22 protein-coding genes and 2 pseudogenes are annotated in these 25499 nt (G+C 70.5%); 11 read left to right on the top strand and 13 right to left on the bottom strand.

The features are described from left to right. Positions 1 to 327: 327 nt before the first annotated feature. The 3 genes from ACX28W_RS33570 to ACX28W_RS33560 all read right to left on the bottom strand — a co-directional run bounded on the left by ACX28W_RS33570 (position 328) and on the right by ACX28W_RS33560 (position 3203). A complete protein-coding gene (locus ACX28W_RS33570) occupies positions 328 to 1389 on the bottom strand; it encodes an LLM class flavin-dependent oxidoreductase (protein ID WP_459003774.1) in 1062 nt (353 codons plus the stop codon). Then, positions 1389 to 1913 (bottom strand): SRPBCC family protein, encoded by a 525-nt coding sequence (locus ACX28W_RS33565; RefSeq protein ID WP_459003773.1) that lies wholly within the window; start codon positions 1911 to 1913, stop codon positions 1389 to 1391. Before ACX28W_RS33565 ends, ACX28W_RS33570 begins: the two co-directional genes overlap by 1 nt. A gap of 183 nt (positions 1914 to 2096) precedes the next feature. Then, positions 2097 to 3203: an acyl-CoA dehydrogenase family protein gene (locus tag ACX28W_RS33560; protein ID WP_459003772.1), complete on the bottom strand. Its 1107-nt coding sequence runs from the start codon at positions 3201 to 3203 to the stop codon at positions 2097 to 2099. Positions 3204 to 3312: 109 nt separating this feature from the next. On the opposite strand from ACX28W_RS33560, the gene ACX28W_RS33555 reads away from it, so the two are divergent. The 4 genes from ACX28W_RS33555 (at position 3313) to ACX28W_RS33540 (ending at position 8874) form a co-directional block, all read left to right on the top strand. Next, positions 3313 to 4548 (top strand): acyl-CoA dehydrogenase family protein, encoded by a 1236-nt coding sequence (locus ACX28W_RS33555; protein WP_459003771.1) that lies wholly within the window; start codon positions 3313 to 3315, stop codon positions 4546 to 4548. A 23-nt stretch (positions 4549 to 4571) separates the two neighbouring features. Then, entirely contained in the window at positions 4572 to 4820 is a 249-nt protein-coding gene (locus tag ACX28W_RS33550; protein ID WP_459003770.1) for a hypothetical protein, read from the top strand. Positions 4821 to 5131: 311 nt separating this feature from the next. Next, a complete protein-coding gene (locus tag ACX28W_RS33545; RefSeq protein ID WP_459003769.1) occupies positions 5132 to 5458 on the top strand; it encodes a hypothetical protein in 327 nt (108 codons plus the stop codon). Continuing rightward, positions 5455 to 8874, top strand: coding sequence for a tetratricopeptide repeat protein (locus tag ACX28W_RS33540; RefSeq protein WP_459003768.1), 3420 nt, complete (start codon positions 5455 to 5457; stop codon positions 8872 to 8874). The genes ACX28W_RS33545 and ACX28W_RS33540 overlap by 4 nt, the downstream gene beginning before the upstream one ends. A gap of 842 nt (positions 8875 to 9716) precedes the next feature. Here ACX28W_RS33540 and ACX28W_RS33535 read toward each other — a convergent pair. From ACX28W_RS33535 to ACX28W_RS33515, 5 genes are all read right to left on the bottom strand, one after another. Then, positions 9717 to 12656 (bottom strand): hypothetical protein, encoded by a 2940-nt coding sequence (locus ACX28W_RS33535; protein WP_459003767.1) that lies wholly within the window; start codon positions 12654 to 12656, stop codon positions 9717 to 9719. Between the two features lie 2 nt (positions 12657 to 12658). Next, complete coding sequence (locus ACX28W_RS33530; RefSeq protein ID WP_459003766.1) at positions 12659 to 14515, bottom strand: HSP90 family protein; 1857 nt, start codon at positions 14513 to 14515, stop codon at positions 12659 to 12661. Between the two features lie 111 nt (positions 14516 to 14626). Beyond that, the gene (locus tag ACX28W_RS33525) at positions 14627 to 15613 is read right to left on the bottom strand and encodes a hypothetical protein (RefSeq protein ID WP_459003765.1); all 987 of its coding nucleotides are present in this window, start codon (positions 15611 to 15613) and stop codon (positions 14627 to 14629) included. Between the two features lie 401 nt (positions 15614 to 16014). Beyond that, positions 16015 to 16311 carry a hypothetical protein gene (locus ACX28W_RS33520; RefSeq protein ID WP_459003764.1) on the bottom strand — a complete coding sequence of 99 codons (297 nt, stop codon included), beginning with the start codon at positions 16309 to 16311 and terminating at the stop codon, positions 16015 to 16017. Next, on the bottom strand, positions 16308 to 16601 hold the full coding sequence (locus tag ACX28W_RS33515) for a DUF2089 family protein (RefSeq protein ID WP_459003763.1): 294 nt from the start codon (positions 16599 to 16601) through the stop codon (positions 16308 to 16310). The genes ACX28W_RS33520 and ACX28W_RS33515 overlap by 4 nt, the downstream gene beginning before the upstream one ends. Positions 16602 to 16928: 327 nt before the next feature. Between ACX28W_RS33515 and ACX28W_RS33510 the strand changes: the two genes are divergently transcribed. Further along, a complete protein-coding gene (locus ACX28W_RS33510) occupies positions 16929 to 17219 on the top strand; it encodes a hypothetical protein (protein ID WP_459003762.1) in 291 nt (96 codons plus the stop codon). Positions 17220 to 17652: 433 nt separating this feature from the next. Here ACX28W_RS33510 and ACX28W_RS33505 read toward each other — a convergent pair whose 3' ends face one another. After that, on the bottom strand, positions 17653 to 18561 hold the full coding sequence (locus tag ACX28W_RS33505) for a helix-turn-helix transcriptional regulator (RefSeq protein ID WP_459003779.1): 909 nt from the start codon (positions 18559 to 18561) through the stop codon (positions 17653 to 17655). A 214-nt stretch (positions 18562 to 18775) separates the two neighbouring features. On the opposite strand from ACX28W_RS33505, the gene ACX28W_RS33500 reads away from it, so the two are divergent. After that, entirely contained in the window at positions 18776 to 19096 is a 321-nt protein-coding gene (locus ACX28W_RS33500; protein WP_459003761.1) for a carboxymuconolactone decarboxylase family protein, read from the top strand. Between the two features lie 59 nt (positions 19097 to 19155). Continuing rightward, positions 19156 to 19569 (top strand): (R)-mandelonitrile lyase, encoded by a 414-nt coding sequence (locus tag ACX28W_RS33495; RefSeq protein ID WP_459003760.1) that lies wholly within the window; start codon positions 19156 to 19158, stop codon positions 19567 to 19569. Positions 19570 to 19908: 339 nt separating this feature from the next. On the opposite strand, the pseudogene ACX28W_RS33490 reads toward ACX28W_RS33495, so the two are convergent. Continuing rightward, positions 19909 to 20822, bottom strand: a pseudogene (locus ACX28W_RS33490) (helix-turn-helix transcriptional regulator). 5 nt (positions 20823 to 20827) lie between these two features. Between ACX28W_RS33490 and ACX28W_RS33485 the strand changes: the two are divergent. Further along, a pseudogene (locus ACX28W_RS33485) lies at positions 20828 to 21037 on the top strand (alcohol dehydrogenase catalytic domain-containing protein); the annotation flags it as partial. A gap of 53 nt (positions 21038 to 21090) precedes the next feature. Here the strand turns inward: ACX28W_RS33485 and ACX28W_RS33480 are convergent. Together ACX28W_RS33480 and ACX28W_RS33475 are read right to left on the bottom strand one after the other, a co-directional pair. Next, positions 21091 to 21744, bottom strand: a complete 654-nt coding sequence (locus tag ACX28W_RS33480) for a TetR family transcriptional regulator (protein ID WP_459003759.1) — start codon at positions 21742 to 21744, stop codon at positions 21091 to 21093. Positions 21745 to 22131: 387 nt separating this feature from the next. Beyond that, complete coding sequence (locus tag ACX28W_RS33475) at positions 22132 to 22476, bottom strand: ArsR/SmtB family transcription factor (protein ID WP_459003758.1); 345 nt, start codon at positions 22474 to 22476, stop codon at positions 22132 to 22134. A gap of 136 nt (positions 22477 to 22612) precedes the next feature. On the opposite strand from ACX28W_RS33475, the gene ACX28W_RS33470 reads away from it, so the two are divergent. From ACX28W_RS33470 to ACX28W_RS33460, 3 genes are all read left to right on the top strand, one after another. Beyond that, positions 22613 to 23590 carry a quinone oxidoreductase family protein gene (locus tag ACX28W_RS33470; RefSeq protein ID WP_459003757.1) on the top strand — a complete coding sequence of 326 codons (978 nt, stop codon included), beginning with the start codon at positions 22613 to 22615 and terminating at the stop codon, positions 23588 to 23590. Between the two features lie 76 nt (positions 23591 to 23666). Then, complete coding sequence (locus tag ACX28W_RS33465; RefSeq protein ID WP_459003756.1) at positions 23667 to 23996, top strand: hypothetical protein; 330 nt, start codon at positions 23667 to 23669, stop codon at positions 23994 to 23996. A gap of 262 nt (positions 23997 to 24258) precedes the next feature. Beyond that, entirely contained in the window at positions 24259 to 24384 is a 126-nt protein-coding gene (locus tag ACX28W_RS33460; RefSeq protein ID WP_459003755.1) for a hypothetical protein, read from the top strand. A 56-nt stretch (positions 24385 to 24440) separates the two neighbouring features. On the opposite strand, the gene ACX28W_RS33455 is transcribed toward ACX28W_RS33460, so the two are convergent. Continuing rightward, complete coding sequence (locus tag ACX28W_RS33455; RefSeq protein ID WP_459003754.1) at positions 24441 to 25358, bottom strand: helix-turn-helix transcriptional regulator; 918 nt, start codon at positions 25356 to 25358, stop codon at positions 24441 to 24443. Between the last annotated feature and the right edge of the window lie 141 nt (positions 25359 to 25499).

The following is a 25499-nucleotide window of genomic DNA, read 5'->3' as shown; positions in this document are numbered from 1 at the left end:
CCACCTCGGCCTACTCCAACTCGCCTGCAGCATCATCTGCTTGAGACGACTCCGAACCTCATTCTGAAACGATCAGTAAGTACCGCCTTGCCCGCCAGTTGGGCGCGCAGCGACGCGACCGGCTCCGCATGGCCGTCGTACGGCACTGTGCGCAGCACTGCGTCGGCAGAGCTGGCTGCGGTGGCGTTGTCCGCTCCGCTGATCTGGACAACGTCGCCGACCCGCCTGGCGATGTCGGTTGCCGTCTGCTCTGCACCAGCCGCCGCTGTGCCGCGCCCGGTCCGGCTCGAGCGCCGGCCTGACGGGCGGCGTCATCGAGCGCTCGGGTTACCGGCCCGGCTCGCGCTCCATGGCGCGGACCAGGTCGAGGGCCCGGCCCAGGGTGGTGAGCCGGGCGTCCAGCGTCTCGCCGGCGGGGTAGAAGCGAACGGTGTCGACGCCGGCGTCGCGCCACACCCGCAGCCGGTCCCGCACCATGTCCTCGGTACCGATGAGCGTGGTGCCCAGCACCATCTCGTCGGTGACCAGTTCGGCCGCGCCGTCCCGGTCGCCGGCCTGCCAGCGCTCGCGGACCTCGGCGGCGACGTCGGCCCAGCCCTGGCGGCTGTATGCGTTGTTGTAGAAGTTGGTGCTCGCGGAGCCCATGCCGCCCAGGCTGAAGGCCAGTTCCTTCTTCCGGCCGGCCACCATCGCCCGCAGTGCGTCCTCGTCCTTGGCGAAGGCCACCTCGGCGCCCTGGCAGATGTCGAAGTCCGCGCGTGAGCGGCCGGAAGCGGTGAGGCCCGCGTCCAGGTGGTCGAAGTAGGCCTCTTTGGCACCCTCGGGCACGAAGCTGGTGCCGAGCCAGCCGTCGGCGATCTCGCCGGTCAGTTGCAGCATCTTAGGCGAGAGGGTCGCCAGGTAGATCGGGATGTCGTGCTCGGCGCGCATTGACAGGCGCATGGGCTTGGCATCTCCACCGGGCAGCGGGATCTGGAACTCCCGCCCGGCGTAGAAGACCTTCTCGCCCGCGGCGGCCTGCCGCACGATCTCGACGGTCTCCCGCATCCGTGACAACGGCCGGTCGAAGGGTACGCCGTGCAGTCCTTCGATCACCTGCGGGCCGGATGGGCCGAGTCCCAACAGGAAGCGCCCCTGGGAGATCTGCGACAGGGTGATCGCCGCTCGGGCGATGGCCATCGGCGTGCGGGTGGCGAGCTGGATGATCCCGGAGCCGAGCAGCATGCGCTCCGTCCGGGCGGCGAGATACCCCAGCGGCGACGGTGCCTCGGATCCCCACGCCTCGGCCACCCAGCAGATGTTCAGGCCCAGCTTCTCCGCCTCGATGACGAAGTCCACCGTCTCCGGCCAGCTGCCCCCGGATGCCTCGATCGTGGTCGACGTACGCATCACACACTCGCCTTTCCGGACTTCTCCGCAAGCTTCTTGATCGCCGTGAGAGTGACGCTGATGCTGGTCTCGAACTCCCGCATCCGCACGAAGACGATCTTCTGTTCCTTCTCCGGCATGCGGTCAATGGCAAACGAAAGACCGGAGCGGCCCGGTCCCAGCTGCATCCACTGCCGCAGCAGCGTCCCGTCGTCCTTGGGATCGAGGGTGAATCGCCAGATCGCCGAAGGTTGCTCGGGGTCCTCAACCGCCCAGCCGAACACCCTGGGCGGCTCGTACTCCACAACGTGGGAGGTGGTGGCCCACTCGCCCAGCGCCTCGTGGCTGCTCCGGCCCACAAAGCGGACCCCCGGCGCGGGTTGTGTCGCCCCGTCCAGCCACTCCACCGACTGCAACTCCGCGCTCAGGCTCGGCATCAGCTCGATGTCGGTCACCAGCCCCCATACCCGTTCCGGCGGGGCGGCGATCCAGATCGGCACCTCGACCGTCGGCTTGTCTGCGTAGCGCGCGCCCGTCCATTCCATGGCCCGGCGGCCTCCTCATTCGGTAGTGAAGATCCCCGTAAAGTAGGGATTTGAACAGTAAGGTTGTGTAGATGGACTTATGTGTTAAGTCGCGGGCTGCGGCGCTACCGGGTAACTGCCGCAGCCCGCGAACCCCGCAGGCGCAGGCCGCCCGCCGCGATGCGACAGCCCGTAAGGCCGACGTCAGGACAGATGCGCCGATCCGAGGAGGCGGTCGGCGAGTACGTTGAGCCGGTGGGCCGACGAGCCGAGCAGTGAGCGCCGCGCGCGGGCGCGCCTGAGCAGTACGTGGGACCGGTGCTCCCAGGTGAAGCCGATGCCCCCATGGGTCTGCAGGGCGTCGGCCGTCACTGCCTCGACCGCGTCGGCCGCCGCCGCGAGCGCGGTACGAGCCGCCACGTCGGCGTCAGCACGCTTGCCGTCGACGGCGTGGGCCGCCCCTCGGACGAGCATCCACGCGGCGTCGAGCTGGACGGACCGGTCAGCGAGTACGTGCTTGATGGCCTGGAACGATCCGATCGGCCGGCCGAACTGCCGACGCTGCCCGGCATACTCAACGGCGCCCTCCAGCGCGCGTCGCCCGGTGCCGATGAGCTCGGCTGCCAGCACGGTGAGCAGGCGGGCGACCGTATGTGCGCCGAGCGGTCCGAGCGGTATGGCGGGCGCGCCGGTCAGCCGCAGGCTCGCCATCGGCTCGGTGACGTCCAGCGACTCCACGGAGGTCCGCGCGGTGGTCGGTTCGGCGAGTTCCACGAGGACCGGCCGCGCCGGGGCACTGCCCTCGTCGGCGAAAGCCAGCAGCAGTTCGGCGTCGAGGCCGAACGGCACCGCTGCCAGCATGCCGTCCGCCGCCGCGCCGTTCAGCGTCAGCGAGCCCGCCCGCCGGCCGGGCACCATGTCGGCAGGGAAGGTCTCCCAGGCCGGTACGGCGACGGTGGAGCCGCCCACGACGCCGGCCAGCGCGGCCCGCGTGGCGGGACTGTCGGCGTGCTCGGCCAGCACTGCGGCGACGGTCGCGGTGGCGGCGAACGGGAGGGTCGGCAGGGCCGACCCCACCCGCTCGGCCAGGACACACAGGTCCGCAACACCGCCACCCGAGCCGCCCAGTCTCTCGGGCACGCCCAGGCCGAGCAGTCCGAGGTCGGCGAGCGAGGCCCATAGCTCACGGTTGAGGGTCTGGGGGATGGCGTCCCAAGGCGGAGGAAGGGTGTTCCTGCGGGCGTGGGCGGCGAGCAACCGCTCTGCGGTTCGGCCCAGTTCGAGCTGTTCGTCGGTTGGCGCGAAGCGCATCGGGGTCCTCCTCACGTCGGGGGAAATCCACGGCGCCCAGCATTGACTAGTGAGTCTATCTACGCAACTGTTCTGCTCATTCGCTTACCGAAGACACCAGGAGGTCTTGGTGGAACCGCAGGGCAGCGAGCCGGCCGAGCGCTTCCGCGCTTCGGTGCAAGCATTCGTGGCGGACCTGGTCCCGCCGGACTGGCGGGGCATCGGCGCCCTCGACCCGATCGAGCGCGAGACGTTCCAGGAGAAGACGCGGGCCGCGCTCGCCGAGCGCGGCTGGGTCGCCCCGGCATGGCCGCGGGAGTACGGCGGCGCCGGCCTCGGACCGGCGGAACTGGTCGTCGTCATTGAGGAGCTGACCGCAGCCGGCATTCCTTCCGGCTCGGACAACGACGAGTTCGGCATCACCATGCTGGGCAACACCATGCTGCGCTGGAGCGACCCGACCCTGTTGCGCCGGTTTCTGCCGCGGATTGTCTCCGGCGAGTATGTCTTCGCGCAGGGCTTCTCCGAGCCGGGCGCCGGCTCGGACCTGGCCTCGCTCTCCCTGCGGGCCGAACCGCACGGCGACCAGTGGGTACTGAACGGGCAGAAACTGTGGTCCTCCGGCGCACACAAGGCGAACTGGACGTTCGTCCTGGCCCGAACCAACCCCGACGCCCCGGCGCACCGCGGCATCAGCATGCTCCTGGTCCCCTTGGATCAACCCGGCATCGACATCCGCCCGATCCGCAACCTCACCGGCGAGGCGGACTTCAACGAGGTCTTCTTCGACAACGCGACGACCGAACTCGGCCTGGTCGTGGGAGAGGTCGACCTCGGCTGGACGGTTGCGATGACGCTGCTGGGCTTCGAGCGCGGCGCGACCGCGCTCAAGGCGCCGATCCGCTTCCGCAACGAGCTGGACCGGCTGATCGAGCTGGTCCGCGAGCGCGGGCTGCACCGCGACCCCGACATCCGCCGCCGGATCGCCTGGTGCCATGTCCAAGTCGAGCAACTGCGCTGCCATGGGCTGCGCACCGCCGCCACACTGATCGCCGGAGAGGAACCCGGCCCCGCCGCTGCCGCGTTCAAGCTGCTCTGGAGCGAGTACCACCAGCGGGCCACCGAACTGGCCGTGGACGCCCTCGGCCTGGACGCGCTGACCCCGACCGGGCGGCCCTCGCCGAACTGGTTCCACACCGACGACCCCGGCGCGCCGAACTCGTCCGCGTCCTGGACCAGCGTCTACCTCAACGCCCGCGCCGGCACGATCTACGCCGGCTCCTCCCAGATCCAACGCGGCATCGTCGGGGAGCTGGTGCTCGGCCTGCCGAAGGAGCCCCGACCTGCGCCCACTGCCGCACGCTGACTGCCGAGAGCCGAGGAGTGTCGATGATCATCCGCAGCCCCTACCCGGACATCGCCATCCCGGAGGTCTGCCTGCCGGAGTTCCTGTTCGCCGAACTCGGCACCGATGACGCCGACCGCCCTGCCGTCATCGACACCTCCCATCGCGGCTACACCTACGGTCAGTTGACCACCGCAATCGGCCGGGTCGCGGCTGCTGAACCTGAACGAGTGATGTCGGGGCGTTCGGCAGATCCAGGGGGTCATCCATCCGGCGCAGGCCGCAGACGATGAGTTCCGTGCTCGCTTCCGGCGGGAGGTGCAGCTCTCCCGGCCGGTCACGGGGCCGTGCCTGGTTCCGGTCCGCGACGCCGACACCGACGCTGCAGCCCCCTGACTTGCCACGCCCTCCATTCCCGGTCCCACCCTCGACCGGCTGTGCCAGTCGGGTGCCGGAACAGTTCTCGCTCCTCGGTCACCCCACGGCGCCACGCCCTTCCGAGGGGCGGTGCTTGTGGCGCACGCCGGAGTTCACTACCCCGACACGGCCACATTTTCTCAGAAAAGTGACGTGGAGGCCGAAGTCGCCAAGCCATGATGCAGAGATGACGATGTCACTCGCTCTGTCCCTCGACCCACGGTTGGACGACGCCGCGCAGGACTTCGTCGCTGCCTGGGCGGCCGACGAACAGGCCCGTGCCCTGGGCGTGGCCTCGATCACCGACAGCGAAACGAAGGCCGACTACGGCCCCGGGGCGGACCTCGTCCAGGTGGCGGTGGATTTCGGCGTGGGGATCGGAGCCAGCGGCGCCTTCGAAATGATCAAGCTGTTGTTCCGCAAGGTGCGCCCGTCCACCCAGGTGCTGGTGGTCGACGAAGAGATCACGGACGACGAAGGTCGACGGCAGATCACAGTCACAGTCGTCGAATGAAGACCACGGTCACCTGGGCCGAAGGAACAGGGCCCTTCACCGTACAGGTCCGACAGGGCCGCGCTCGCTGGCACGCCGTCGTCGACGCGGAGCCGCTGGACCTTCCGGGGCTTCAGGCACACCTGAAGTGGTACTTCGGGGAGCACATGGCGTTTCCTCAGCTCGACAGCAACCGGGTGACCAGTGTCCTCGCCGCCATCGAACAGGTGGGCACCGATCTGTACCGGCAGCTCATCAGTCCGCGCTCTGACGCCCCACCGGCTCCGGGCCACGGTGTTCACTGGGCCGACAGCGGCATGGACGAGATCGTGGTCGTCGGCCCACAGCAGTTCCAGGACCTGCCGTGGGAGTTACTGCGCGCCCCTGGGGCTGCGCCCCTGGCTCTGACGGCCCTGGTCACCCGGCGTCCTGCGGCTGCGGACACCGTCCGGCAGCCTGGAGGTTCGGGACCGCTGCAGGAGATCCTGTTGTGCGTTGCCCGGCCCTTCGGTTCTGCGGACATCGGGCACCGCAGCGTAGCCGGCCCCTTGGCAGCGATGCTGGCCGACCAGGCACCTGGCTGTCGGCTCACCGTGGTCCGCCCTGGTACGTTCCGGTCGCTGGAAGACCACCTTGACCGGCTGCGGGGCCGGTTGAGGGAAGGAGAGCGGTTCGCCGTCCACTTCGACGTCCACGGGATTGTGGCCACCCCCCAGGAGATCGCCCGAGGCGTACGACGCGGAATCTACCGGGCTGCGGGTACGGCGGACGACGATGGAGCGGATGCCCCCGTCGCGCATCTGCTCTTCGAGGCAGCGGGCCAACGTGGCGCCCATCCCGTGTCCGACGCAGCCGTGGTCGCTCTCCTGGAGCGGCCCCCTCGCCCCAGCGTGGTCGTCCTCAATGCGTGCGAGTCCGCGGCGGCGGGTACTTCGCTGGCGTACGACCTCGCCTGCACTGTCTCGGAGACGGTGGTGGCCATGACCTACAAGGTCAGCGAAACCGCGGTCAGGCTCGCGCTGCCGCATCTCTACGGCCGACTGCTGCGCGGCGGCTCCGCGAGCAGCGGGCTGTTCGCCGCCCGTCAGGCGCTGCACCGCGAGCGCGTACGGCGGACAGGCCGCGGCGGGACGGCGGAGCTCGACGACTGGCTGATCCCGATTGTCCTGGAGAGGCGGGCCCCTCACTCACCGCCCGAGCTCGCCGCCGAGGCGGTGCCTTCGTCCTCCGCCATGCCCCGACTGTCTGCGCTGCAGGGGCGGGAGAGTGACATCCGCAGAATCGAGCGCCTGCTCGGGGAGAGTCCCAGGGTGCTGCTGCGCGGCATGACCGGCTCAGGCAAGACCACGCTCCTGGACCACCTTGAGGGATGGTGGACGGCCACCGGTTTCGCGAGCCACGTGCACCGCGTCGACCTGGCCACGTGGGACACCGCGGTCGAGGGTTTACGCCGGATGACCACGCACCCCACGTGGACTGGCTCCGACGGCAAAGGCCCTCCTGCGGTCGCCATCCTCGACCATGTCGACGCCGCTCGGTATGGCGCCCACGCCTGGTCGATCGAGTCCCTGCGCCAGTTCCGGGACTTTATGGCGAGTCTTGCCGAGCGGGCCTGTCTCTGCCTGGTCACCGCGCGCGGCGACGCGGCCTGGCTCACGGGCGAGCAGGCCGCGGTGCACGAACTCGCCCCGCTCGACACAGACGACCTCGCGCAGATCATCGGTCTCGACCCGGACGAGCTCACCCCGAGCCTGACGGCGCCCCTACTCGGACTTCCGGTGGCCGCCCTCGCCCTGGCCTCCGATCCCGATTCCGGGCAGGCCGCGGCACGGTGGCGGGCGCAGGTCGCCTCGACATGGGAGCAGATCGAGCCGGAGACCCGTCGGACGGTCGAGCTCCTGGCCCCCTTTCAGGGCACCGTCCCCTTTCCGCTGATCGAGCCGTACGCTGAGCTGGCCGCCGCCGAAGGCGTGGACACCTCCCTGTTCACACCCCCTGCGCTGCACGAACTGGACCACACCGGCACCGGACGGCTCTGCACCCGCGACAGCGGCTTCGCCACCATCCACCCCTTCATCCTGGAACTCGCGCGCCGGCAGTTGGCCCAGCCGGAACTGCACGCGCTGGGTCGAGCCCACTCCCGACTGTTCGGCGAGGCACCGTTGTGGCCCCTGATGACCGGAAACGAGTTGGAGAACCGGCGCATTGCCCGCGAAATGGCCATCCGCGAGGAGGCCAACCTCACGACAGCACTCTTCACCGCCCTCAGGGAACGCGAACCGTGGTGGAAGGGCTGTCTGCCCGTCGTCGCGGACATCCGCAGACACACCGGCAGGACCGGCACACTGGCGGCGCTCGCGGACCGCGTCATCGCCACCGCGTCCGGCGGCGAGAGGCCGCCCGACCGGGAAGCGCTGCTGGCAGGGATGGACCTGAGGGCTCACTGCCTGCTGGACAACTGGCGTCTCGACGAGGCGGCGCGACAGTACGAAGCCGCCCTGCGTGAAGCCCGGGCGTTGGGTGATGACGACGATGTGACAGCGGGCATCGAACAGCAGCTCGGCCTGATCGCCCAGCGGCAGAGCCGGTTCGACGATGCAAGACGGCACTACCGCACAGCCCTCGGTCTGTGGAGCGAAGAGGGCTGGCGTGCCCGGTCACACCACCAACTCGGCCGCCTCGCGCAGGAAGAGAAGCAGCTCGACGACGCGCGGCGGTTCTTCGAACAGGCAGTGGACGGCTTCGACCGGGCACGGGATGGCGGAGGTGCCTCGTCGAGCCGATACCAACTGGGGGTGGTGGTAAGGCTGCTGGGTGACTCACGAAGGGCCGAAGAACTGTTGGCCGAGGCCCTGCGGACCCGCAATGGGCTCCGGGACCCGGTGCTGCGGGGAAACTGCCACAACGAACTGGCCCGCCTTGCGCACGAACGCGGCGACAACGACCGAGCCGAGCGCCAGGCCCGCCAAGCCCTGCTCCGCTTTGAGAAGGCGGGCCACGAGATCGGCCAGGCGAGGGCGCTGATGCGGCTCAGCGAAATCGTCACCAGCCGCCACCCCGACGAAGCCGCCCATCTACTCACACTGTGTGCCGCTCATGCCGATCGGAGCACTGACCCGCGGCTGCGCAGAGCGGCGCACGAACAGCTTGCGGGCGCACTGGAAAGGCTGCAGCGCTTCACCGAGACAGCCGACCACACTCTGGCCGCGCTCACCAGCACAGGGGCGGCACCGGCGCGCATGCCCATCGCGGATCTGTCACGGATCGACAATCTGCGGGGCAGCTTGGGGAGCGAAGAATTCCAGGCACTGGCCCGACGCAGGCTCGGACAAGAGACAGCGGGCCTGTTGGTGGCCGAACTCGACCGGCTCGACGAAAGGCGCAAGGACCACTACCGACGACCGCACACACACAGCGACGAACCCCAGGGCCGCTGACCCGATCGGCCCGATCCGGCGCCGGTCTCCCTCGCGGCCAGCCGACACCACCACATCCGGCGGGAGGCGCGCACAGCGCCTTCCGGCCAGGCGCGTTCACAGGTCGACCAGGCGGGGTGAGCTGGCAGGGGCTTTGAGAAGTGATCTTGTGTCCGGGTTTGTCAGGTGAGGCCGAGGGCGGTCAGGGGGCGGCGGTAGTCGCGGGCCGTGTGGCGGAGGGCGGCGGCGATGTTGGTGCGGTCGCGGACGTGGTGGAGCAGATTCTCCATGCCTCAGCGCCCGCGGATCCACGCGGCGAGTCGTGCTCCGTCGGAGGCGCCGGGCGGCAGGCTGGTGATCAGGTAGACGCGTTCGATCGTGAACTCACCGGATAGCGCACCCCGCGCCGACCAGCTGGAAAGCGGCCAACCGATCCCGGCGCGCTGGCGCGGTAAGCCCGGAGAAGGGCCTCCGACACGACGAAGTCCCTGGCCGGGTTCGACCGGCCGGCAGGCCGCCACACGTGCCCCAGGCGGACAGGGTCCGTCCGTCGGGTCCGGTCTCGGATCCAGATCCGGACCATTCCCGGGCCAGCAAGCCGCTGCCCGGCTCACTCGGGGATATTTCCGCTGGTCAGCGACCTGCCAGCCGTATACCACCAGCAGACGAAGAACCTGCTGGTGAGCTACTCGCCGAAGAAGTCGGGGTTCTTCTAGATCCAGAAAAGGGCGCCTGCCCAGGGCAGATGCCCGCGGGCGAAACACGCCCTTACTCCCGATGTCCCACCAGTGTGGACCTGGATGCTCTGCCCGGCTTGTGTGGGCGCCGGTGCCGGGGCGGGCTGTCGCCCCGGCACCGCCGCGTCACTCCTCGTCACGCAGCCGTGCCGCCAAGGAGATCAGCGGCTCGGCCTCCTCGGTGTGGCCCAGGGCGGTCAGGCGGGAGACCGCAGCGTCGAGACGGGTGAGGGCGGGGGCGGGGCGTTCCAGATAGAGGCCCTCCACGGCGCCCGCGAGGCGGACGCACTCGGCCCACTCGCCGGCGCGGTCGTCGTCCCTTCCCGGCTCACCGAGCAGAGCGAGGGCCTTCTCCAGGGCGGCCAGGGCGTCCTCGTACTCGCCTGCGTAGGCGTTGACTCGCCCGTGCTCGTAGGCCAAGGCCGTGTCCAGGGCGCGGCCCTGGGCCTCGTATTCGGCGGCGCGGGCCTCGTCGGCGATCCGGCCCGCGTCGGCGAGGAAGGCGAGCGCGTCGGCCAGGCCGTCGGGGCCCTGCTGCTGGGCCTGGAGGCGAGCGAGTTCGCGCAGGCAGTTGCTGAGCTGCTCGTAGCGCGGGGCCCGGGCGTGGGCGGCGAGTGCCTGGTCCGCGACTTCGCGGGCCCGACTGAACTCGCCGGACTCGCCGAGGAGTACGGCGGTCTCCACGGCGATCATGGCGTGGCTTCCCGGGTCGTCGTCCCAGCCGGACGACTCGGCCGCCAGGGTGACGAACTCCGCCGTGGCGGCCTTGAGGTCCTCCCCCGCGTGCAGCGCGCGGGCGCGGGTCAGGCGCAGCTGAGCGACGAGCCGGTCGTCCAACTCTCCGGCGGCGACGTCCGGTTCGGCCAGAAGGGAGTCGAGCAGAGCGATGCAGTCCTCGACGCGGCCCAGGTCGAGGCTGAGCTGAGCCGCGTTGCTGTACGCGCAGAACGCGTCCGTCCGGCTGCCGCGGCGAAGCTCCACCTCCGCGGAGCGCGTCAGGTGCCGCAGTGCCTCGTCGGGGCGGCCCAGGTGCATGCAGGCCTCGGCCAGATCACCGTGGAGGCGAGCGGTGTCGACCGTGTCGGCCGGCCAGTCGGCGGCCAGTCGCAAGCCCTCGGTCAGGTCCGCGTGCGCGGCCTGCGCGTCCTGGAGGCCGAGCTGGAGCCGGCCGCGCAGTCCGAGCGTGCGGGGCAGGTGCCAGGCGGGGCCGCGCGCCTTCAGCCGGTCGATGACGGCGTCGATCTCGGACACCGCCGCAGGCAGGTCGCCGGAGATGGCGTACGTGCTGGCCCGCAGCAGCAGGGCGCCGGAGATCTGCCCGACGATGTCGTGCCGGGTGGCGAAAGCGTGCAGCAGGTCCACCTCGGCGAGGACCGGCGCGACGTGCTCCTCGCTCCCCGACGTCTGTAGGCGCAGGCCGAGCGCGGTCGCCCTCAGCCGTAGCAGACGGGCCTCCTGGAACGGGGCGAGGCCGGGCGTCTCCTCATGCAGGCGGACCGTGGACGCGTGGGCGGCGGTCAGCGCGGCGGCCTTCGCCTCGGCTCCGTCGGCGCCCTCCGCTGGAATCTCGGCGGTGGCGAGCAGGGCGCAGGCTCGGGAGAGCGCCGCGTGACCCGGCTCTCCGGCGTCGTCGTACAGGGCCGCGGCCTCCTCGTGGAGGGCGGCGGCGTCGGCGAACTCGTCCTTCTCGCCCGCCCGGTTCGCCTCTTCGGCCAGCAGGTCCGCGCGCAGCTGTACGAGCGGGCCCACGGCCGGATCGTCGGGGTGGGTGTAGTCGCGGCCGGCCACGAGCGTGCGCAGCCGCGCCCAGCAGGCCTGTGCGTCCGGGTGCCCCTGCTGGTCCAAAGTCCTTGCTCGAAGGATGAGTTCGGGCAGGGAGTCGGGGAGGACGGCGGCCGTACGGGCGGCGGGCTCGGCAACCGGGGCGGCCGGGGCCGCGTCGTCGAGGCTGCGGGGGCGCAGGGTCAGTTCCAGCGCGTCCAGGAGCGGGGCACGGTCGAGGCGGGCCCTGCGGCGGTCGGTGTGGGCCGTGGTTCCGTTGCGGGCGTCGAAGCGGGCGGCGAGGTCGTCGGCGCGGCCGCGCACCTCGGCGCGCAGGCCTGCCACCGTCCAGGTGCGGCCCGCGTGCCCGGCGGCGGGCAGTTCGCCGTGGCCGAGGAGCTCGACGCGCTGGAGGAGGACCTCCACGCCGGTGAGGAAGCCGAGCAGGTCCAGCGGCGAGTCGACCTCGTCGAACAGGTTCCGGTTCTCGGCGAGCAGTTCCAGGCCGCGTGCCTCGTTGCCGGTCAGCGCGCAGAACTCCAGGTGCCGGCCGACCTCCTGGGACATCGAGGCGTTGCGGCGGCAGCTGCGGTAGCCGACGAGGTGCAGTTCGCGGGCCCGGTCGGTGCGGCCGGTGCGCAGCAGGGGCAACAGCGCGTACGAGACGGAGCGGGCCGGCTCCTCCTGGCAGGATTCCTTCCCGGCCAGGACGGGTTCCCAGGTGCGCAACGCCCGCTCGTCGTCGCCCGCCGTGAGGTGGTACAGGGCGCGCTCGCAGATCTCGCAGGCCTCGCAGTCGCTGAGCCTGGTGCGGGTGCGGCCCGCCCACAGCTCGTAGGCGAGGGTGGTGTCCTCGCCGACGTGGGCGGCGAGCTGGTACGCCTGTCCGTAGTAGGGCTGGAGGCCGAGGTCGGCCTTCTCGTACCGGTCGCGCATCTCCGTCAGCCACTGGTGCAGGCTGGTCAGCGGTATCTCGGGCAGCGCGCGCAAAGCGTTGGCCACCCACTTGAACCGCCAGAACAGCATGTGGCGCAGGCGCTCGTCGAAGACGTCGGGCTGCTCGTCGAAGAGGGTGAGCAGGCGGGCGAAGACGACGGGCGACTTCCGGGGTTCGGAGCCATAGGTGTACGCCTCCTGGAGTTCGAGGAGCGCGTGGACGAGCGGGGCGGGCTCCGCGAACTGTTCGGCGGCGTCGACGAGTTCCTCGGCGGTGACGGTGCGGGTGCGGCCGTAGGGGCGCCGGTCGTTCTCCTGGAGCGCCTGGAGCAGCTCGTCTGTGTTCTGGGGATGGGGTGCGGTCGGCATCGTCAGCTGTCCTTGCGGAGGGCGTGGGCGAGAAGGTCGAGGAAGGAGCGGTTGATGAGGCTCGATTCAGAGGGCCTCAGCGGGCGCCGGGACAGCATCGCGGCCTGCCCGTAGAGGGCTTCGGCGCTGGTGCGGGCCAGCTCGGGCTCGTCGATGGCGACGGCGGTGCGGACCAGCGGGTTGAGCTGGTTGAGGATCAGCTGGGCCCGCGGTGCCTCCTGGCGCAGGGCGCCGAGGATGTCGCCCCACAGACCGCCCTCCTGCTCACGGGCGAGCTGGGAGCGGGTGCGCTCGTGCCGGGCCTCGCGGCTGTCCACCAGGAGGGCGGGTGCGGAGGCGGGCTGGAAGGTGCGCAGTGCGACGTCGCAGTCGAAGACGGCGAGGGCGTCGCGGGCCAGGGCGAGGTAGGCCGCGGCGGCCAGTTCCGTCTCCCGGTCGACGGGGTCGAGGTGGGCGGTGAGGGTCGCCGGGTCGAGGTCGGCGACGCTGACCTCGGGCCTGATCTCGGGCAGCCGGTGAACCAGCTCACGGTCGTAGGTGTAGCCGCCGTTGACGACGCCGAGCCCGGCGGCCGAGGCGATCGCCGCGACCTGCCGGAACTCCTCCACGCTGGACGTCACGAGCACGGTGCGGTGGGTGCGCGCGAACTCGTCCAGGGTGGAGTGCCCGTCGGTGGTCTCGAACGGTAGCCAGGGCAGCAGCATTCGCAGGATTTCGTCGTCGTGCACCGCGAGCGACTTCACGGCCAGGTGGTGGGCCTGGAGGAAACGGGCGAGCAGGTCCGGGTCGCTGGCGGCGGCCCGGGCGATCCACGCGCGCAGCCGCTCGGCAAGGGCGTCGCGGACGGCGGCGAGAGTGTCGTCCTCGTACAGGGACTCGCGGGACGCCGTCGGGCGCAGGCTCTCGGCGTCGACGACGCAGCGGACGAAGAAGGCCCACTCGGGCAGGATCTCCTCGGCCTGCTCGGACAGCAGCATGCCCTTGACGTGCACGCGGTGGCCGTGACGGCGCCCGGCCGGTACCGCCTCGGGCAGCACGCACGCGATGCCCTTCAGGCCCACGGCCGGCAGGTCCAGCTCGATGGTGTCCAGCGGCGTGAACCCGAAGACGTCCTCGCCGTACGCGGCCAGCGCACGGGAGCGGGCTCCCGGTGTGGGGTACGTACGTGCCCAGGGTGCGGGCTCGGGGTTGACGGGCGCACCAGGGCCACCCGTGCCGCCTGTGCCGTCGTCGAAGGTCACCGGGTGGCGCAGCAGGGAGCCGAAGTGCCGGGCCAGCGCGTGAACCTGCTCCGGGCGGGTCCACTCGCCCGCATCCGTGCGCGGCGTCAGCGTGACGGTGGTGCCGGGCCGGGGGCGGGCGGAGGCGGGCAGGATGCGGACGGTGTAGCTGCCGTCGCCACGTCCCCGCCACTCCACGGCGGGGGCGTCGGGAGTGCCGGCGGAACGGCTCAGGACGTGGATCTCGTCCGCGACCAGGAAGCAGGAGAGCAGGCCGATCCCGAACTGGCCGATGAAGTCCGCGCGTTGCTCGGCGATCCGCTCCGCGCGCTTGCTGCTGCGGCCGATCGTGGCGAGGAAGGTGTGCACGTCGGCCTCGGTGAGACCGACGCCGTCGTCCTCGACGCGTACCACCGAACCGTCGGCGTACAGGCGAATGCCGAAGGCGTCGGCGGGTGCGGGCGGTTCGAGGGCGTGCCGGGCGGTCAGCGCGTCCACCGCGTTCTGCAGGAGTTCACGCAGGTAGACGCGGGGGCTGGAGTAGAGGTGGTGGGAGAGGAGATCGACGAGGCCGCGCAGATCCACCTGGAAGGTGCGGTCGGCGCCGGCCGGGTTCGCGGCGGTGTCAGGCAGAGTCATCGGGCAGTCCGGAGTGTGAGGGGCGACGGGTGGCGGGCCGGCGGCACCGGGGCCGGCGGGTACTCAGGCACGGCGGTGGCGAGGGCGCACGGGGCTGGGATCGGCAGGTGCTCAGGCGCGGCGGTGGTGGCGGGCGAACGCCTTCTCGGGCTCCGCGAAGTAGGTCCAGGGCCACTGGGTGTAGGCACCGTCCAGCGTTCGGAAGACGCGCTTGACGGTGTGGCGCTCACCGGCCAGCGACAGGGCCATGGCGAACATGTTGAAGTCGTGCTGCCAGCCCGGGCGCCACACGTAGGCGGGATGGAGGATGCTGTGGTCCGCCGCTTCCCGCAACTGCGCCTGAATCTCAGAGGTTTCGAGGTAGTCCCCACGCTCCGACTCGACCCACTCCTCGATGTACGCCATGGCGATCGCGCAGCCGAGGCGGTGCCCCTGCGGGGCGCGGGCAACCGCCTCCTGGGCGAACGCCAGGGCCTGGCCCGGCTTGCCGCCCCAGCGGGGCTGCAGCTGCGACACCCACTCGAGGTGGGTCTCGAGGTCCAGCGGATCGCGGCGCAGGGCGGCGTCGCGGCGGGTCTCGTTGACGTCCGGGCCGAGCGACATGCCGCGCCCGGAGGTGAGGAGGCGGCGCCACGGCGTGACCCAGTCCGGCCGCAACTCGGCGGCCTCGAGCAGTTGCTCCTCAGCGATGTGGAGCCGCTCGCGGAAGACCCGCCACTGCTCCTGCGTGACGTTCACGGCACGCTCGGCGGTGCGCGCCTCCCAGCCCCAGCTGATGTGGCGCGTCCCGGATATCAGCAGGGCCGTCGCCCGGTGCTCCTTGTCCTCCTCGACCGCCTGGCCGATCCAGTCCTGCACACCGTCCAAGTCGGCCAGCTCGCCGAGGACTTGGTGGTCGCGACCGAGGTCGAAGGGAGCCAGTGCCGCCTTGACCGCCTCCCAGTCACCCGCGTCGGCGGCCTCCACCAGGGTGAGCACCCGCGTGTCCCCGAGCGCGCGCAGCGTGTACATCCCGTTCTTCTGCCTGCGCGGGACGGGCAGGGCGTGCGGATCCGCCTCTGGTCTCTCCGCATCCCTGCCGAACAGCTTGCCGAACATGCCGCGCCCTCCCCTGGTCCCGCGTGATCGTCCGGTGCAGCATAAACGGCCCTACTGACACCGCTTCCACAGGGTTTTCACCGGCGCTTCACGGGCCCGGTCCGGGTCCCGTCCTCTCGGCCCTCCCGGTCGCCGCCGACACGTTTACGACTCCGGCTCGTGATCGAGCTGTTGTGGGCCCTGGCGACCGAGCACGTGGGCGGGTGGACCGGGGACGACACGGCGCAGGGTACGGCCACGAGGCGGCGCCAGGTATCGGGGGCGGCGTCGCCAGCGGCGTTGATGACGCCGGCATTGGCCATGAGCAGGATGACGACGTCCTGTGAGGAACCGCGGTGGCCAACCGGCCGGACGGCAGCCTGACCCGGCGGTCCGGGCGGGCGTCCGGCGCCGTGGCGGTGTTACTCGCAGAACACCTGCACCTTGGCGTCGGGGTCGTCGACGTCGATGTTGACCTCGTCGAGCTGATCGATGAGCTCCTCGAGGTGCTGCGGCTTGAGCTCAGTGAGGTCGATCGGTACTCCCGACTTGTTCAGCTCTGTGTTGACCTTGGTGAGCGCCTGCGGAGGGACAAGGCTCGCCAGCCGGACTCCGGCGCGCAGCAGTTGCAAGGGGACCCGGATGTTGACGCGGGTGGGCCGCCGCAGCCAGCGACCGTTGGGACGGCGATGGCGTACCGTCACCAGGTGCGGGATCATCGGGGCCCCTCCAACTCGGCCAGCGCCTCCTGGGTGCTGATCTCCCCGCGCCGCAGGCGGTCAACGACGTCGGCGGCGCCGGTGGGTGCCGGGTCGGTGTCGACGAAGTCGTGGTGCTCGGCGATCCGTTTCAGCCGGGACTTGATCGTCGGGTAGCTCACCCCGAAGATCCGCTCCATCTCCTTGATCGAACCGTGCGACCGTACGAACGCGGCAACGAACACCTGGTCGTCGATGCTGAGCTGAGCCAGCTGCGGCGGCTCCCGCTTTCCGCGTGCCGCGCTGACCAAGGGGGACTCGCCCTGCCGCTCGGCGGCGTGCGGGGCACCTTCCTTGCCGGCGGGCTGCTGACCGTTGAGGCCTGCGCGGTACTGCTTGGCGGGCGGCTACTGCCAAGCAGCCCGCCCCACGCTCCCGCGGCCAACTCTTCCGGCGTCATCCCACAGCGCTTGGTGCGCATCCCGGTCGCGGCCACCCCTAGGGCCTGTCCGGGTCACGAGGAAGTCCCCTGTCCTCCAGCTCGATGCCGGCGGGGCTGTTGTCGTAGCCGGTCGACCCGCGCTGCGGGCTCGATCCGATGCGGCGCGTGGTGCTCCTTGAGTGGAAGGATCGGTGCCATGGGCACCGAGAAGGGCTGGGTGTACCGGGTCGACGAGCCGCACGGCTCGCAGGGCTGGCGCCCCTACGGCGGCCATCCCGAGCGGTGGCGGGGGACCATCATCACCGATGATCCCAAAGAGGCCGCCGAATACGTCGCCGCCCTCGTCGTCACCGACCTGGTGACCGAGTGGGAGGTGCGCCGGACCGGGCAGAGGCACGTGCGCGTGATCGTCTGGGAGGACGAGGAAGGCGACGGCCCCGACGACGCGGCCTTCACCCTGGAGATCCAGCCCGACATCGAAGACTGACCGATCCGGCCGCGGAAAAGGCGGGCTTGGTGCTCTTCGGTTCCGCGGAGCGCAGGCGCGGGAAAGCCTTCGTACCGCGGCCAGGCCGCGCGAAGGCTCGGAGGGCAAAACAGTCCCCGGTAGTGCTGCGCGTGTCCTGAAGCCTCAGTCGTCACTGTTGCCTCGGTATCGCGCCGGCTTGCCGGGGGCCTAAACCACATCCTGTCCAAGTCACTCCGCCGACTAGACGTCCTCACCGACTTTGTGGCTCTTTCGGTGTTGTGGTCTAGTAATCACCCTGCACGAGATACGCCACGAGTCAATAGCATTTGGGTAAATTTTTCAGCATCCAGTCTATAAAATCGCAGACTCCTCGGGCGAGGACTCGAAGACCGAGGTGCACGAGTGCCCTAACTCGGCGTTGGTGAAAATATCGAGCGCAACAGGTGTGGCGCTATCGCTGACGAGAGTGACCCTCGTTCGCCTCGGTACTGGTGAGGTGAGGCTGTTCAGTGGCGGCCCAGGTGGCGAGGAGCTGCAGGGCGTCGTGGTCGGGTGTGCCGGGGGCGGCGCTGTAGGCGGTGAGGGTCAGGCCGGGCTGGGCGGGCAGTTCCATGGCGTCGAAGCCAAGGGTGATCACGCCGACGGCGGGGTGGCGGAAGGACTTGCGGCCGGTGTGGTGCAGGCGCACGTTGTGCTTGGCCCAGGCGGTACGGAACTCCTCGCTGCGGGTGACGAGTTCGCCGACCAGTCCGGTCAGGTCGCTGTCGTGCGGGGCACGCCCGGCTTCCGTGCGCAGCAGGGCGACGGTGGTGTTCACGGACTCCTCCCAGTCAGGGAAGAAGTCGCGGCCGGTGAAGTCGAGGAATTGAAAGCGGGCGATGTTGGCGGGCCGAGCGGCGTCGTCGGTGAACAGCGGCGAGTACAGGGCGCGGCCCAGGTTGTTGGCGGCGAGGATGTCCAAGCGGCCGTTGCGGATGAAGGCCGGGACGTCGGTCATGGAGTTCACGACGCGCAGGACGCTGTCCGGGAGCGGGCCGCGGGAGCGCCTGCTGCGGCGGCCAGGACGCTGGGCGGCGGCGCGGGCCAGATCGTAAAGATGGGCACGCTCGGCGTCATCCAGTTGGAGAGCGTTCGCAACGGCGTCGAGGACTTCCTCTGAGGCGCCGGCAAGGTGGCCGCGCTCGAGGCGGACGTAGTAGTCGATACTGACGCCGGCAAGCAGGGCGACTTCCTCGCGACGCAGGCCCGGCACGCGCCGATTGCCACCGTAGGCGGGCAGGCCGGCCTGCTGCGGAGTGATCTTGGCGCGGCGGGAGGCCAGGAATTCGCGGATGTCGCTCTGAGTGCTCACGCACTCCAGGCTAGGCCGGACGGTACACCTGTGGGGGGTCCTGTCAGTACCGGTAACGGCAGACCCTTCTCCACCTCCTTGAGCTGCGGTTTCCTCGGTCTCGGCAGCGGTTGGGGGCTCGGGAACCGACTGGGGCACGGGCTCTGGCAGCTGCTCAAAGGCTGTCCCCGCCAGACAGTGGTCTTGGCCGGTTCCACCCCGTTTTGATCAAGGAGTCATTCGTATGCCACAGCAGTCCGCACCCCAGGAGCTGGCCGGGATCGCGCCGAAGCTTGTTGAGCTCACCAATGAGGTCCTGTTCGGTGATGTCTGGGAGCGGCCCAAGCTGTCGCCGCGCGACCGCAGCCTGGTCACCGTGAGCGCACTGGCCGCCCTCTACCGCAGCGAGCAGCTCGGCTACCACCTGGGCGTGGCCCTGGACAACGGCCTGAGCGTCGAGGAACTGTCCGAGGCGATCACACACCTGGCCTTCTACTCAGGCTGGCCCAACGCCATGACAGCGATCACCCAGCTCAAGAAGATCGCCGACGAGCGAAGCGCCTGAACAGCGGCATCGTTACCTCCCCAGCACCGCACCCGTCCGTTCGATCAAGGATTCCAGCCATGGAACACATCACTGAGACCCCCACCCTCAAGGCCCCGGCCGAGCGCTTTACCGGCGACGTCTACCTCAACATGATCGCGACTCCCGCCGAGCCGGCCCGCCTGGCCGCCGCTCTCGTGCGCTTCACCCCCGGCGCCCGCACCACCTGGCATTCCCACGCCCTGGGCCAGATCCTGCACGTCACCGACGGCGTCGGCCTGGTGGGCACCCGCGACGGCAACGTCGTCCGCGTCAGCGCCGGCGAGACTGTCAAGTGCCCGGCGAGCGAGGAGCACTGGCACGGCGCCACCGACACCACCCTCATGGCCCACCTCGCCCTGCTGGTCGGTGACGGCAACGGCGACGGCACTACCTGGCTGGAGCCGGTCACCGACGACCAGTACACCGCCGCCCTCGCCACCGTTACCGGCTGACGGCCGAACGCCGCGAAAGCAACAAGCCTTCACCCAGCCTCGCCGCCCGGTGGCGCCGGGACAGTGCACTCCTGCCTGCCGTCGGGCGGCAGCGTCGACCCCGACCGCGTCGTCGACCGCACCCTGTCGCTGGAGCGGCCGCCAGCAACGGCGCTGCCGCTCACGCAGTCGGGCAGCCCGACATCGGACGTGCTTGGCTGCCCGTCGCCTGCCTCTGTCCATCGTGGTGGTCAGCAGCGTTGGTTCGACGCCCGTGTCAGCGGACGGTTGCGTTCTCGCCGGGCCTTCAGCTTGTCGTCGCCTCCCAGAGGGGAGGCGCGTGCTTGAACCGTTGGTTCGTCAACCGCTCGGGATGCGGTGGGTGGGGGAGGCACCGTCCTGGGAGGCAGTCCAGGAGGCGAGCAGGCGCAGGGCTTCTTCGGAGGGTGAGCCGGGTTCGGCGGTGTAGATGAGGAGCGTGAGGCGGGGTTCGTCGTCCACGGCCAGCCGTGCCAGGCCAGAGCGAGCTCGCCGACTACCGGGTGGTGGAAGCGTTTGACGCCGGTGCCGTGACGGCGCACGGTGTGGGAGCCCCAGCGGGTACGGAAGGCGTCACTGCGGGTGGACAGCTCCCCCACCAGGTCGTGCAGGTCCTTGTCGTGCGGGTTGCGGCCGGCCTCGATGCGCAGCACATCCACGGTCATGTCGGCGATGAGCTCCCAGTCCGGGTAGAAGCGGCGGGCCGCAGGGTCCAGGAACTGGAAGCGGGCCATGTTCGGCGGTGTCGTGCAGCTGTTGTACATGTCGCTGAAGAAAGCGCGGGCGAGCTGGTTGGCGGCCAGCACGTCCAGGCGGCCGTTGACGACGAACGCGGGCCCCCCGGCGTTAACGGCGTCCAGGGTCCGCTGCAGACTCTTGGGCAAGGTCCGCTGCTGGCTGGAACGTGACCGAGGGTGGGCGAGTGTGTCGGAGCCTTCTTGGGCATGGGCGAGGTGGAGCAGGTGCGCCCGTTCGACGTCGTCGAGCTGGAGCGCGCGGGCGACCGCTTCGAGCACGGCTGGGGAGACTCCGGCGAGGTGGCCGCGTTCAAGCTTGCCGTAGTAATCGACGCTGCCGTCGGCCAGCGTGGCGACCTCGCTCCTGCGCAGTCCCGGCACGCGGCGCCGAGAGCCGGACGGCAGCCCAGCTTGCTCCAGGGTGATCTTGGCTCTCCGCGAGGTGAGGAACTCGCGGACCCGTCCGACGCGGCCGGTTCCCCCGTATGCAAGGAGCACCCCCCATGCGCGGTGTCGTGATGCACGCCCCCGGTGACTTCCGGGTGGAGGAGCGCGAAGACCCGAAGATCCTGAAGCCCACGGACGCGATCATCCGAGGGTCGGCGGCCTGCGTGTGCGGCTCTGACCTGTGGCCCTACCGCAGGGCCGAGCCCATCGACGCTCCCTCACCGATCGGTCACGAGTACGTGGGGGTCGTGGAGGAGGTCGGCTCGGCTCGTCGGCGTGGAGCACCGTGTCCGCAGAAGCGCACCGAACGAGCCGACAGTCACCCTTCCCGCGTGACCGGCGCCTGCCACAGGGCGACGATGGCATCGATCAGACCGTTCGCCGTCTCGCGCCAACTGACGTGGGAGGTGGGCTTGTTGTCCGCAAGAGCACGCTCCCGCTCGGCAGTCATCTGCGTGATGAGGTGACGCGTCATGGCAGTGCGTTCGACATGCACCTCAGCCGGCAGGTCGGGCAGACAGCGATTCATGCCCTCCTGCAGCTTCTCCATTGTCGGTGAGGCGGCCGCGAACTCCTCGGTCGTGACCGCACGCAAGGCCGGGTCCGCCGTCACCTGGGCGATGAACCGGCCGTACCAACTCGGGCTGCCCAGAGCCTCGACATGCTCGGTGACGGGGCGGACCGCACAGGCCACCCAGTCCCGCAGGTCGGTGGAGTCGCCGATGTCGCCCATCATGCGCAGACGGCCGATCTCTATCCCCTCAGCATGACGGCGGGCGATGGCGCGCACCAGATCGATCTTGGTGCCGAAGTGATAGCTGACCGCGGCGTTGTTGCCCTGCCCGGCGGCCAGGCTGATCTGACGGTTGGCGACCGCGTGCACCCCGTGCTCGGCGAACAGCCGCTCCGCCGCGTCCAGGAGCGCCTCGCGCGTCGCAGTGACCTGCTCGTCCCGCCTCGTCCTGCTGGTCATCATCACCACCGCTTCGGGACGTCACACCAGTCCGCGAGGGCCCGTCCCCCAGGCCATCGCAGAGGGCCCGGCGGCCTGCGCATCGACCCCGACGCACGCGTCCTCGACACCCGTGGGCAGCCCGGCGGGTGAACTCGTCGGTGGACTCTTCTACTTCAACTGTCCGGGCGGCTCGGGGCTGACCGCGGGGTCGGTGTTCGGCCGCAGGGCCGACCGCTCCGCGGCAGCCCCTGCGGCGGGTCGGGTCAGGTGAGTCCGGGCGGCCCGAGCCGGGCGGCTTTCGCCGACGGCCCGGCGACGGGTGGACGGGCGGTGGTCATGGCGGTGGAACGACCGGCGCGGTGGTGCGTGCCCCATGACTGGCGGGCCGCTGGGCGGGCCGTCTGTTCAGTCGGCGGCGTCGTCGCGGAGAAGCAGGTCGAGCAGTCCGGGGAAGCGTGCTTCGAACTCCTCGCGGCGCAGTCGGTTGACCCGCTTGGGCCCCTGGTCACGCTGTTCGACCAGGCCGGCACCGCGCAGGACCGAGAAGTGGTGACTGAGTGCGGCCTTGCCAACGGGTACGTCGAAGCTGCCGCAGCTGCGCGTCCAGTCGGAGGAGCCCGCGAGCTCGCGGATCAGCTTGATGCGCACGGGATCGGCGACCGCGGAAAGCGCGGTCAGGACGGATACGTCCTCAGGATCCGTGTGCACCGGCGCCGCGCGGTGACCACCGCCCGCAGCCTGGTTCGACATGCCCCTCCCGTCGTCACGCACATCCTCGCCGGGACACCGCGGAGTGTCCCGGCCACTTGCTGAGTGTTCGACGAATATCTTACAGTCCCAGTGTTCGCTTTCCGTTGAACACTTCATCGAAGGGTGCGTTCCGCTTATGCGCGCGGTCGAGTTCCAGGAGTACGGCGCCCCCGAGGTGCTGCAGGTCGTCCAAGCCGAGACACCCGAGCCGGGGCCGGGCCAGGTCACCGTCGACGCCGCCTATGTGGGCGTCAACTTCGCGGACCTCAAGGCTCGTGCCGAGGGGTACCGGGTGGAATCGCTGCCCTACCGCCCGGGACTGGAGGTCGCCGGCCGGATCCGGGCCGTCGGCCCGGGCGTCCAGGGCCTGCGTCCGGGGCAGGAAGTCGCCGCCCTCGTCGGCGGCGGCGCCTACGCCGAGGTCGTCGTCGCCGAGACCGCCACCGTCTTCCCGCTCCCCGAGGGCCTGGGCCTGCGGACCGCGGCCACGCTCCCCACCGTGCTGCCGACCGCACACGCGCTCCTCCACGAAGTCGGGCGCCTGCAGGCTGGAGAGACCGTGCTGGTGCACGGCGCGGCCGGAGGCATCGGCACGGTGGCCGGGCAACTGGCCCGGGCGGCGGGCGCCGGCGCGGTGTACGGCGTGGCCTCCTCAGCCGCCAAGGCCGAGTACGCGCTCAAGCACGGCTACGACGAGCTGTTCACCAGCGACACATTCCCCGAGGAGGTCCGCCGCGCCACCGGCGGCCGAGGGGTCGACCTGGTGCTCGACCCGGTGGGCGGTGAGACTCTTCGCCGCGGCCTCGACGCGCTGGCCGTCTTCGGGCGCCTGGTGTCCTTCGGCAACGCAAGCGGTGCGGAGCCGTGGCACGTCGGGCAGCCCGACCTCTACGCGCAGGGCCGTTCGGTCGGTGGCTTCTCCATCCTGACTCTCGCGCAGTCCGCGCCCGAGGCACTGCGTACGCTCGCCGAGCGCGCCTTCCGTACGGTCACCGACGGCACGGTGAACCTTCCGGTCACCGCGGAGTTCCCGCTCTCGGACGCGGCCGAGGCTCACCGGCTGATGGGCGGCCGCACATCAACGGGCAAGCTGCTGCTGCGGGTGGCCGACTGAGCGCAGCCGCTGCGCGCACACGCCACGCGACCCGCCCGCACCAAGACGACGGAAATTCTGGAAACTCGGACAAGGAATGAATCAGAGCAGTGTGGCCCAGGCGTTCTCCGGGGTCGTGGGGAAGATACCCGCTCCTGGGCTCGTACTGGGCGGCGTGTGCGGAATCCAGTTCGGCGCGGCCACCATCCAGGACCTGTACCTGTCCGGCCGCAAGGACGAGGCTGCGGCCGCCGTGCCCGCCGACCTGCTGCGGGCGACCTCCCTGATCGGCCCCGCGTCCTACGTTGCCGAACGGCTCGCGGCCTTCCGGGCAGCCGGAGGCACCGCCCTCCAGGTCCGCCCCATGGCCCACGGCACGGCACAGCGCCTGGCCGACATCGAGAAGCTCAAGGCGATGGCCTCCTGAGCCAGTTGCACGAAGGCGAGTGACCGCCTTCCCGGTACTCCCAAGCCCTCCAGGACAGAGATGATCTTGTCGATCCTGGGGCTCTGGTGAAGTCGTATGAGGCGATGGCCTGTTGCACGTCGGGATGTTCCCAGACCCAGCTGGGACCGTCCCTGCCGCTCCTGCTGGCGCCCGGCAGTCGCCTGCTGCACCTCGAAGGGGATTCGGCTGAGCTGTGGGCGCCTTCGGCGAGGACGCTCACGGAGAGGTCGGAGCCGCCGGCGTGCACGCCCCCCAGCCAGGCACCGCCGACCACGACGCCCTCGTCCTCCTCGACCTGCCCGGCTCCCGGCCGACGCCGGACGAACCGACTTCATCCCAGGACGAAACCACGTCGTCCTCGACCTGACCCCACAACGCCGCCCGCGGACGATGGCAAGCTGCCGGGCAGGCAGTTGGTTTTCGTCAGGGCTGTGTGCGCCGTTGCTGTTCGGCCTTCGTGTCGGGATGCCCGGCGGGCTGCGGCGCGGTCATGTCGAGCAAGAGCATGGCGTCATGGTCGGGGGTGCCGGGTTCGGCGGTGTAGACACCCAGGCGTTGGCCGGGGGTGCCTTCGAGCTGCATGCTCTGGCCGCTGAGGGTGAGGATGCCGACCTCGGGGTGGTGGAAGGTCTTCTCGGTCTTCTTGCGCCCAGTGACGTCGTAGCGCTCCCACAGCTTGGCGAAGTCGGGGCTCTTGAGCAGGAGTTCACCCACCAGGCTGGTGAGGTCGGGGGCGTCCGGGTCGGTGCCGGCAACAGTGCGGAGCCGGGCGACGCAGCCGCGGACCTGGTAGTCCCAGTCGGGGAAGAGCGTGCGCGCGGTGGGGTGGAGGAACAGGTAGCGGGCGAGGTTGCGCTGGGCGGCGGGCCAGTCGGCCAGGCCCGCGTACAGGGCGAGGCCGCCGGGGTTCCAGGCGAGCAGGTCCATGCTGCGGCTGATGACGTAGGCGGGGCTCGGCCGCATCGTCTCCAGGACGAGCTTCAGGTGCGGGCGCACGGTGCGGCTGGGCGGCGGCGCAGGTTCGGGGGCGTATCGGGCGGCGCGGGCAGCGAGTTCGCGCAGGTGCTGGTGCTCGGCGTCGTCGAGGCGCAGGGCGCGCGCGAGGGCGTCGAGTACGGAGGGGCTGGGGCGGGTCTCCTTGCCGCGCTCCAGGCGTACGTAGTAGTCGATGCTGATACCGGCGAGCGTTGCCAGTTCCTCGCGGCGCAGTCCGGGGGTGCGGCGCAGGCCGGTGCCCACGGTGAGGCCGACCTGGTCGGGGCTGGTCTGGGTGCGGCGCGCGTGCAGGAACCGGCCCAGTTCCATGTCGGCGCTCCTGCTGGTGCTCTGCTCGGCTGCCATATCACCAGTGTCACACCGCGCTGACCTGCGTAGCAGGCGTGTGGGGGGCCCTGTCACACCCCTGAACGTTGCTCCCCTGCACAGCCCGGCCTGCCACCGCGGCCGATAAGGCGCGAAGCTCGATTTCTGTCAGCTCGGCCC

Source organism: Streptomyces sp. SD15 (assembly GCF_054462255.1).
This window is presented reverse-complemented; position numbering and strand designations above follow the sequence as displayed.

Bases quoted from the DNA above. Each gene is read 5' to 3' on its own strand.
- ACX28W_RS33570 (WP_459003774.1), bottom strand. From the start codon at position 1,389: ATGCGTACGTCGACCACGATCGAGGCATCCGGGGGCAGCTGGCCGGAG.
- ACX28W_RS33565 (WP_459003773.1), bottom strand. From the start codon at position 1,913: ATGGAATGGACGGGCGCGCGCTACGCAGACAAGCCGACGGTCGAGGTG.
- ACX28W_RS33560 (WP_459003772.1), bottom strand. From the start codon at position 3,203: ATGCGCTTCGCGCCAACCGACGAACAGCTCGAACTGGGCCGAACCGCA.
- ACX28W_RS33550 (WP_459003770.1), top strand. From the start codon at position 4,572: ATGATCATCCGCAGCCCCTACCCGGACATCGCCATCCCGGAGGTCTGC.
- ACX28W_RS33545 (WP_459003769.1), top strand. From the start codon at position 5,132: ATGACGATGTCACTCGCTCTGTCCCTCGACCCACGGTTGGACGACGCC.
- ACX28W_RS33540 (WP_459003768.1), top strand. From the start codon at position 5,455: ATGAAGACCACGGTCACCTGGGCCGAAGGAACAGGGCCCTTCACCGTA.
- ACX28W_RS33535 (WP_459003767.1), bottom strand. From the start codon at position 12,656: ATGCCGACCGCACCCCATCCCCAGAACACAGACGAGCTGCTCCAGGCG.
- ACX28W_RS33530 (WP_459003766.1), bottom strand. From the start codon at position 14,515: ATGACTCTGCCTGACACCGCCGCGAACCCGGCCGGCGCCGACCGCACC.
- ACX28W_RS33525 (WP_459003765.1), bottom strand. From the start codon at position 15,613: ATGTTCGGCAAGCTGTTCGGCAGGGATGCGGAGAGACCAGAGGCGGAT.
- ACX28W_RS33520 (WP_459003764.1), bottom strand. From the start codon at position 16,311: ATGATCCCGCACCTGGTGACGGTACGCCATCGCCGTCCCAACGGTCGC.
- ACX28W_RS33510 (WP_459003762.1), top strand. From the start codon at position 16,929: ATGGGCACCGAGAAGGGCTGGGTGTACCGGGTCGACGAGCCGCACGGC.
- ACX28W_RS33500 (WP_459003761.1), top strand. From the start codon at position 18,776: ATGCCACAGCAGTCCGCACCCCAGGAGCTGGCCGGGATCGCGCCGAAG.
- ACX28W_RS33495 (WP_459003760.1), top strand. From the start codon at position 19,156: ATGGAACACATCACTGAGACCCCCACCCTCAAGGCCCCGGCCGAGCGC.
- ACX28W_RS33480 (WP_459003759.1), bottom strand. From the start codon at position 21,744: ATGACCAGCAGGACGAGGCGGGACGAGCAGGTCACTGCGACGCGCGAG.
- ACX28W_RS33475 (WP_459003758.1), bottom strand. From the start codon at position 22,476: ATGTCGAACCAGGCTGCGGGCGGTGGTCACCGCGCGGCGCCGGTGCAC.
- ACX28W_RS33470 (WP_459003757.1), top strand. From the start codon at position 22,613: ATGCGCGCGGTCGAGTTCCAGGAGTACGGCGCCCCCGAGGTGCTGCAG.
- ACX28W_RS33465 (WP_459003756.1), top strand. From the start codon at position 23,667: ATGAATCAGAGCAGTGTGGCCCAGGCGTTCTCCGGGGTCGTGGGGAAG.
- ACX28W_RS33455 (WP_459003754.1), bottom strand. From the start codon at position 25,358: ATGGCAGCCGAGCAGAGCACCAGCAGGAGCGCCGACATGGAACTGGGC.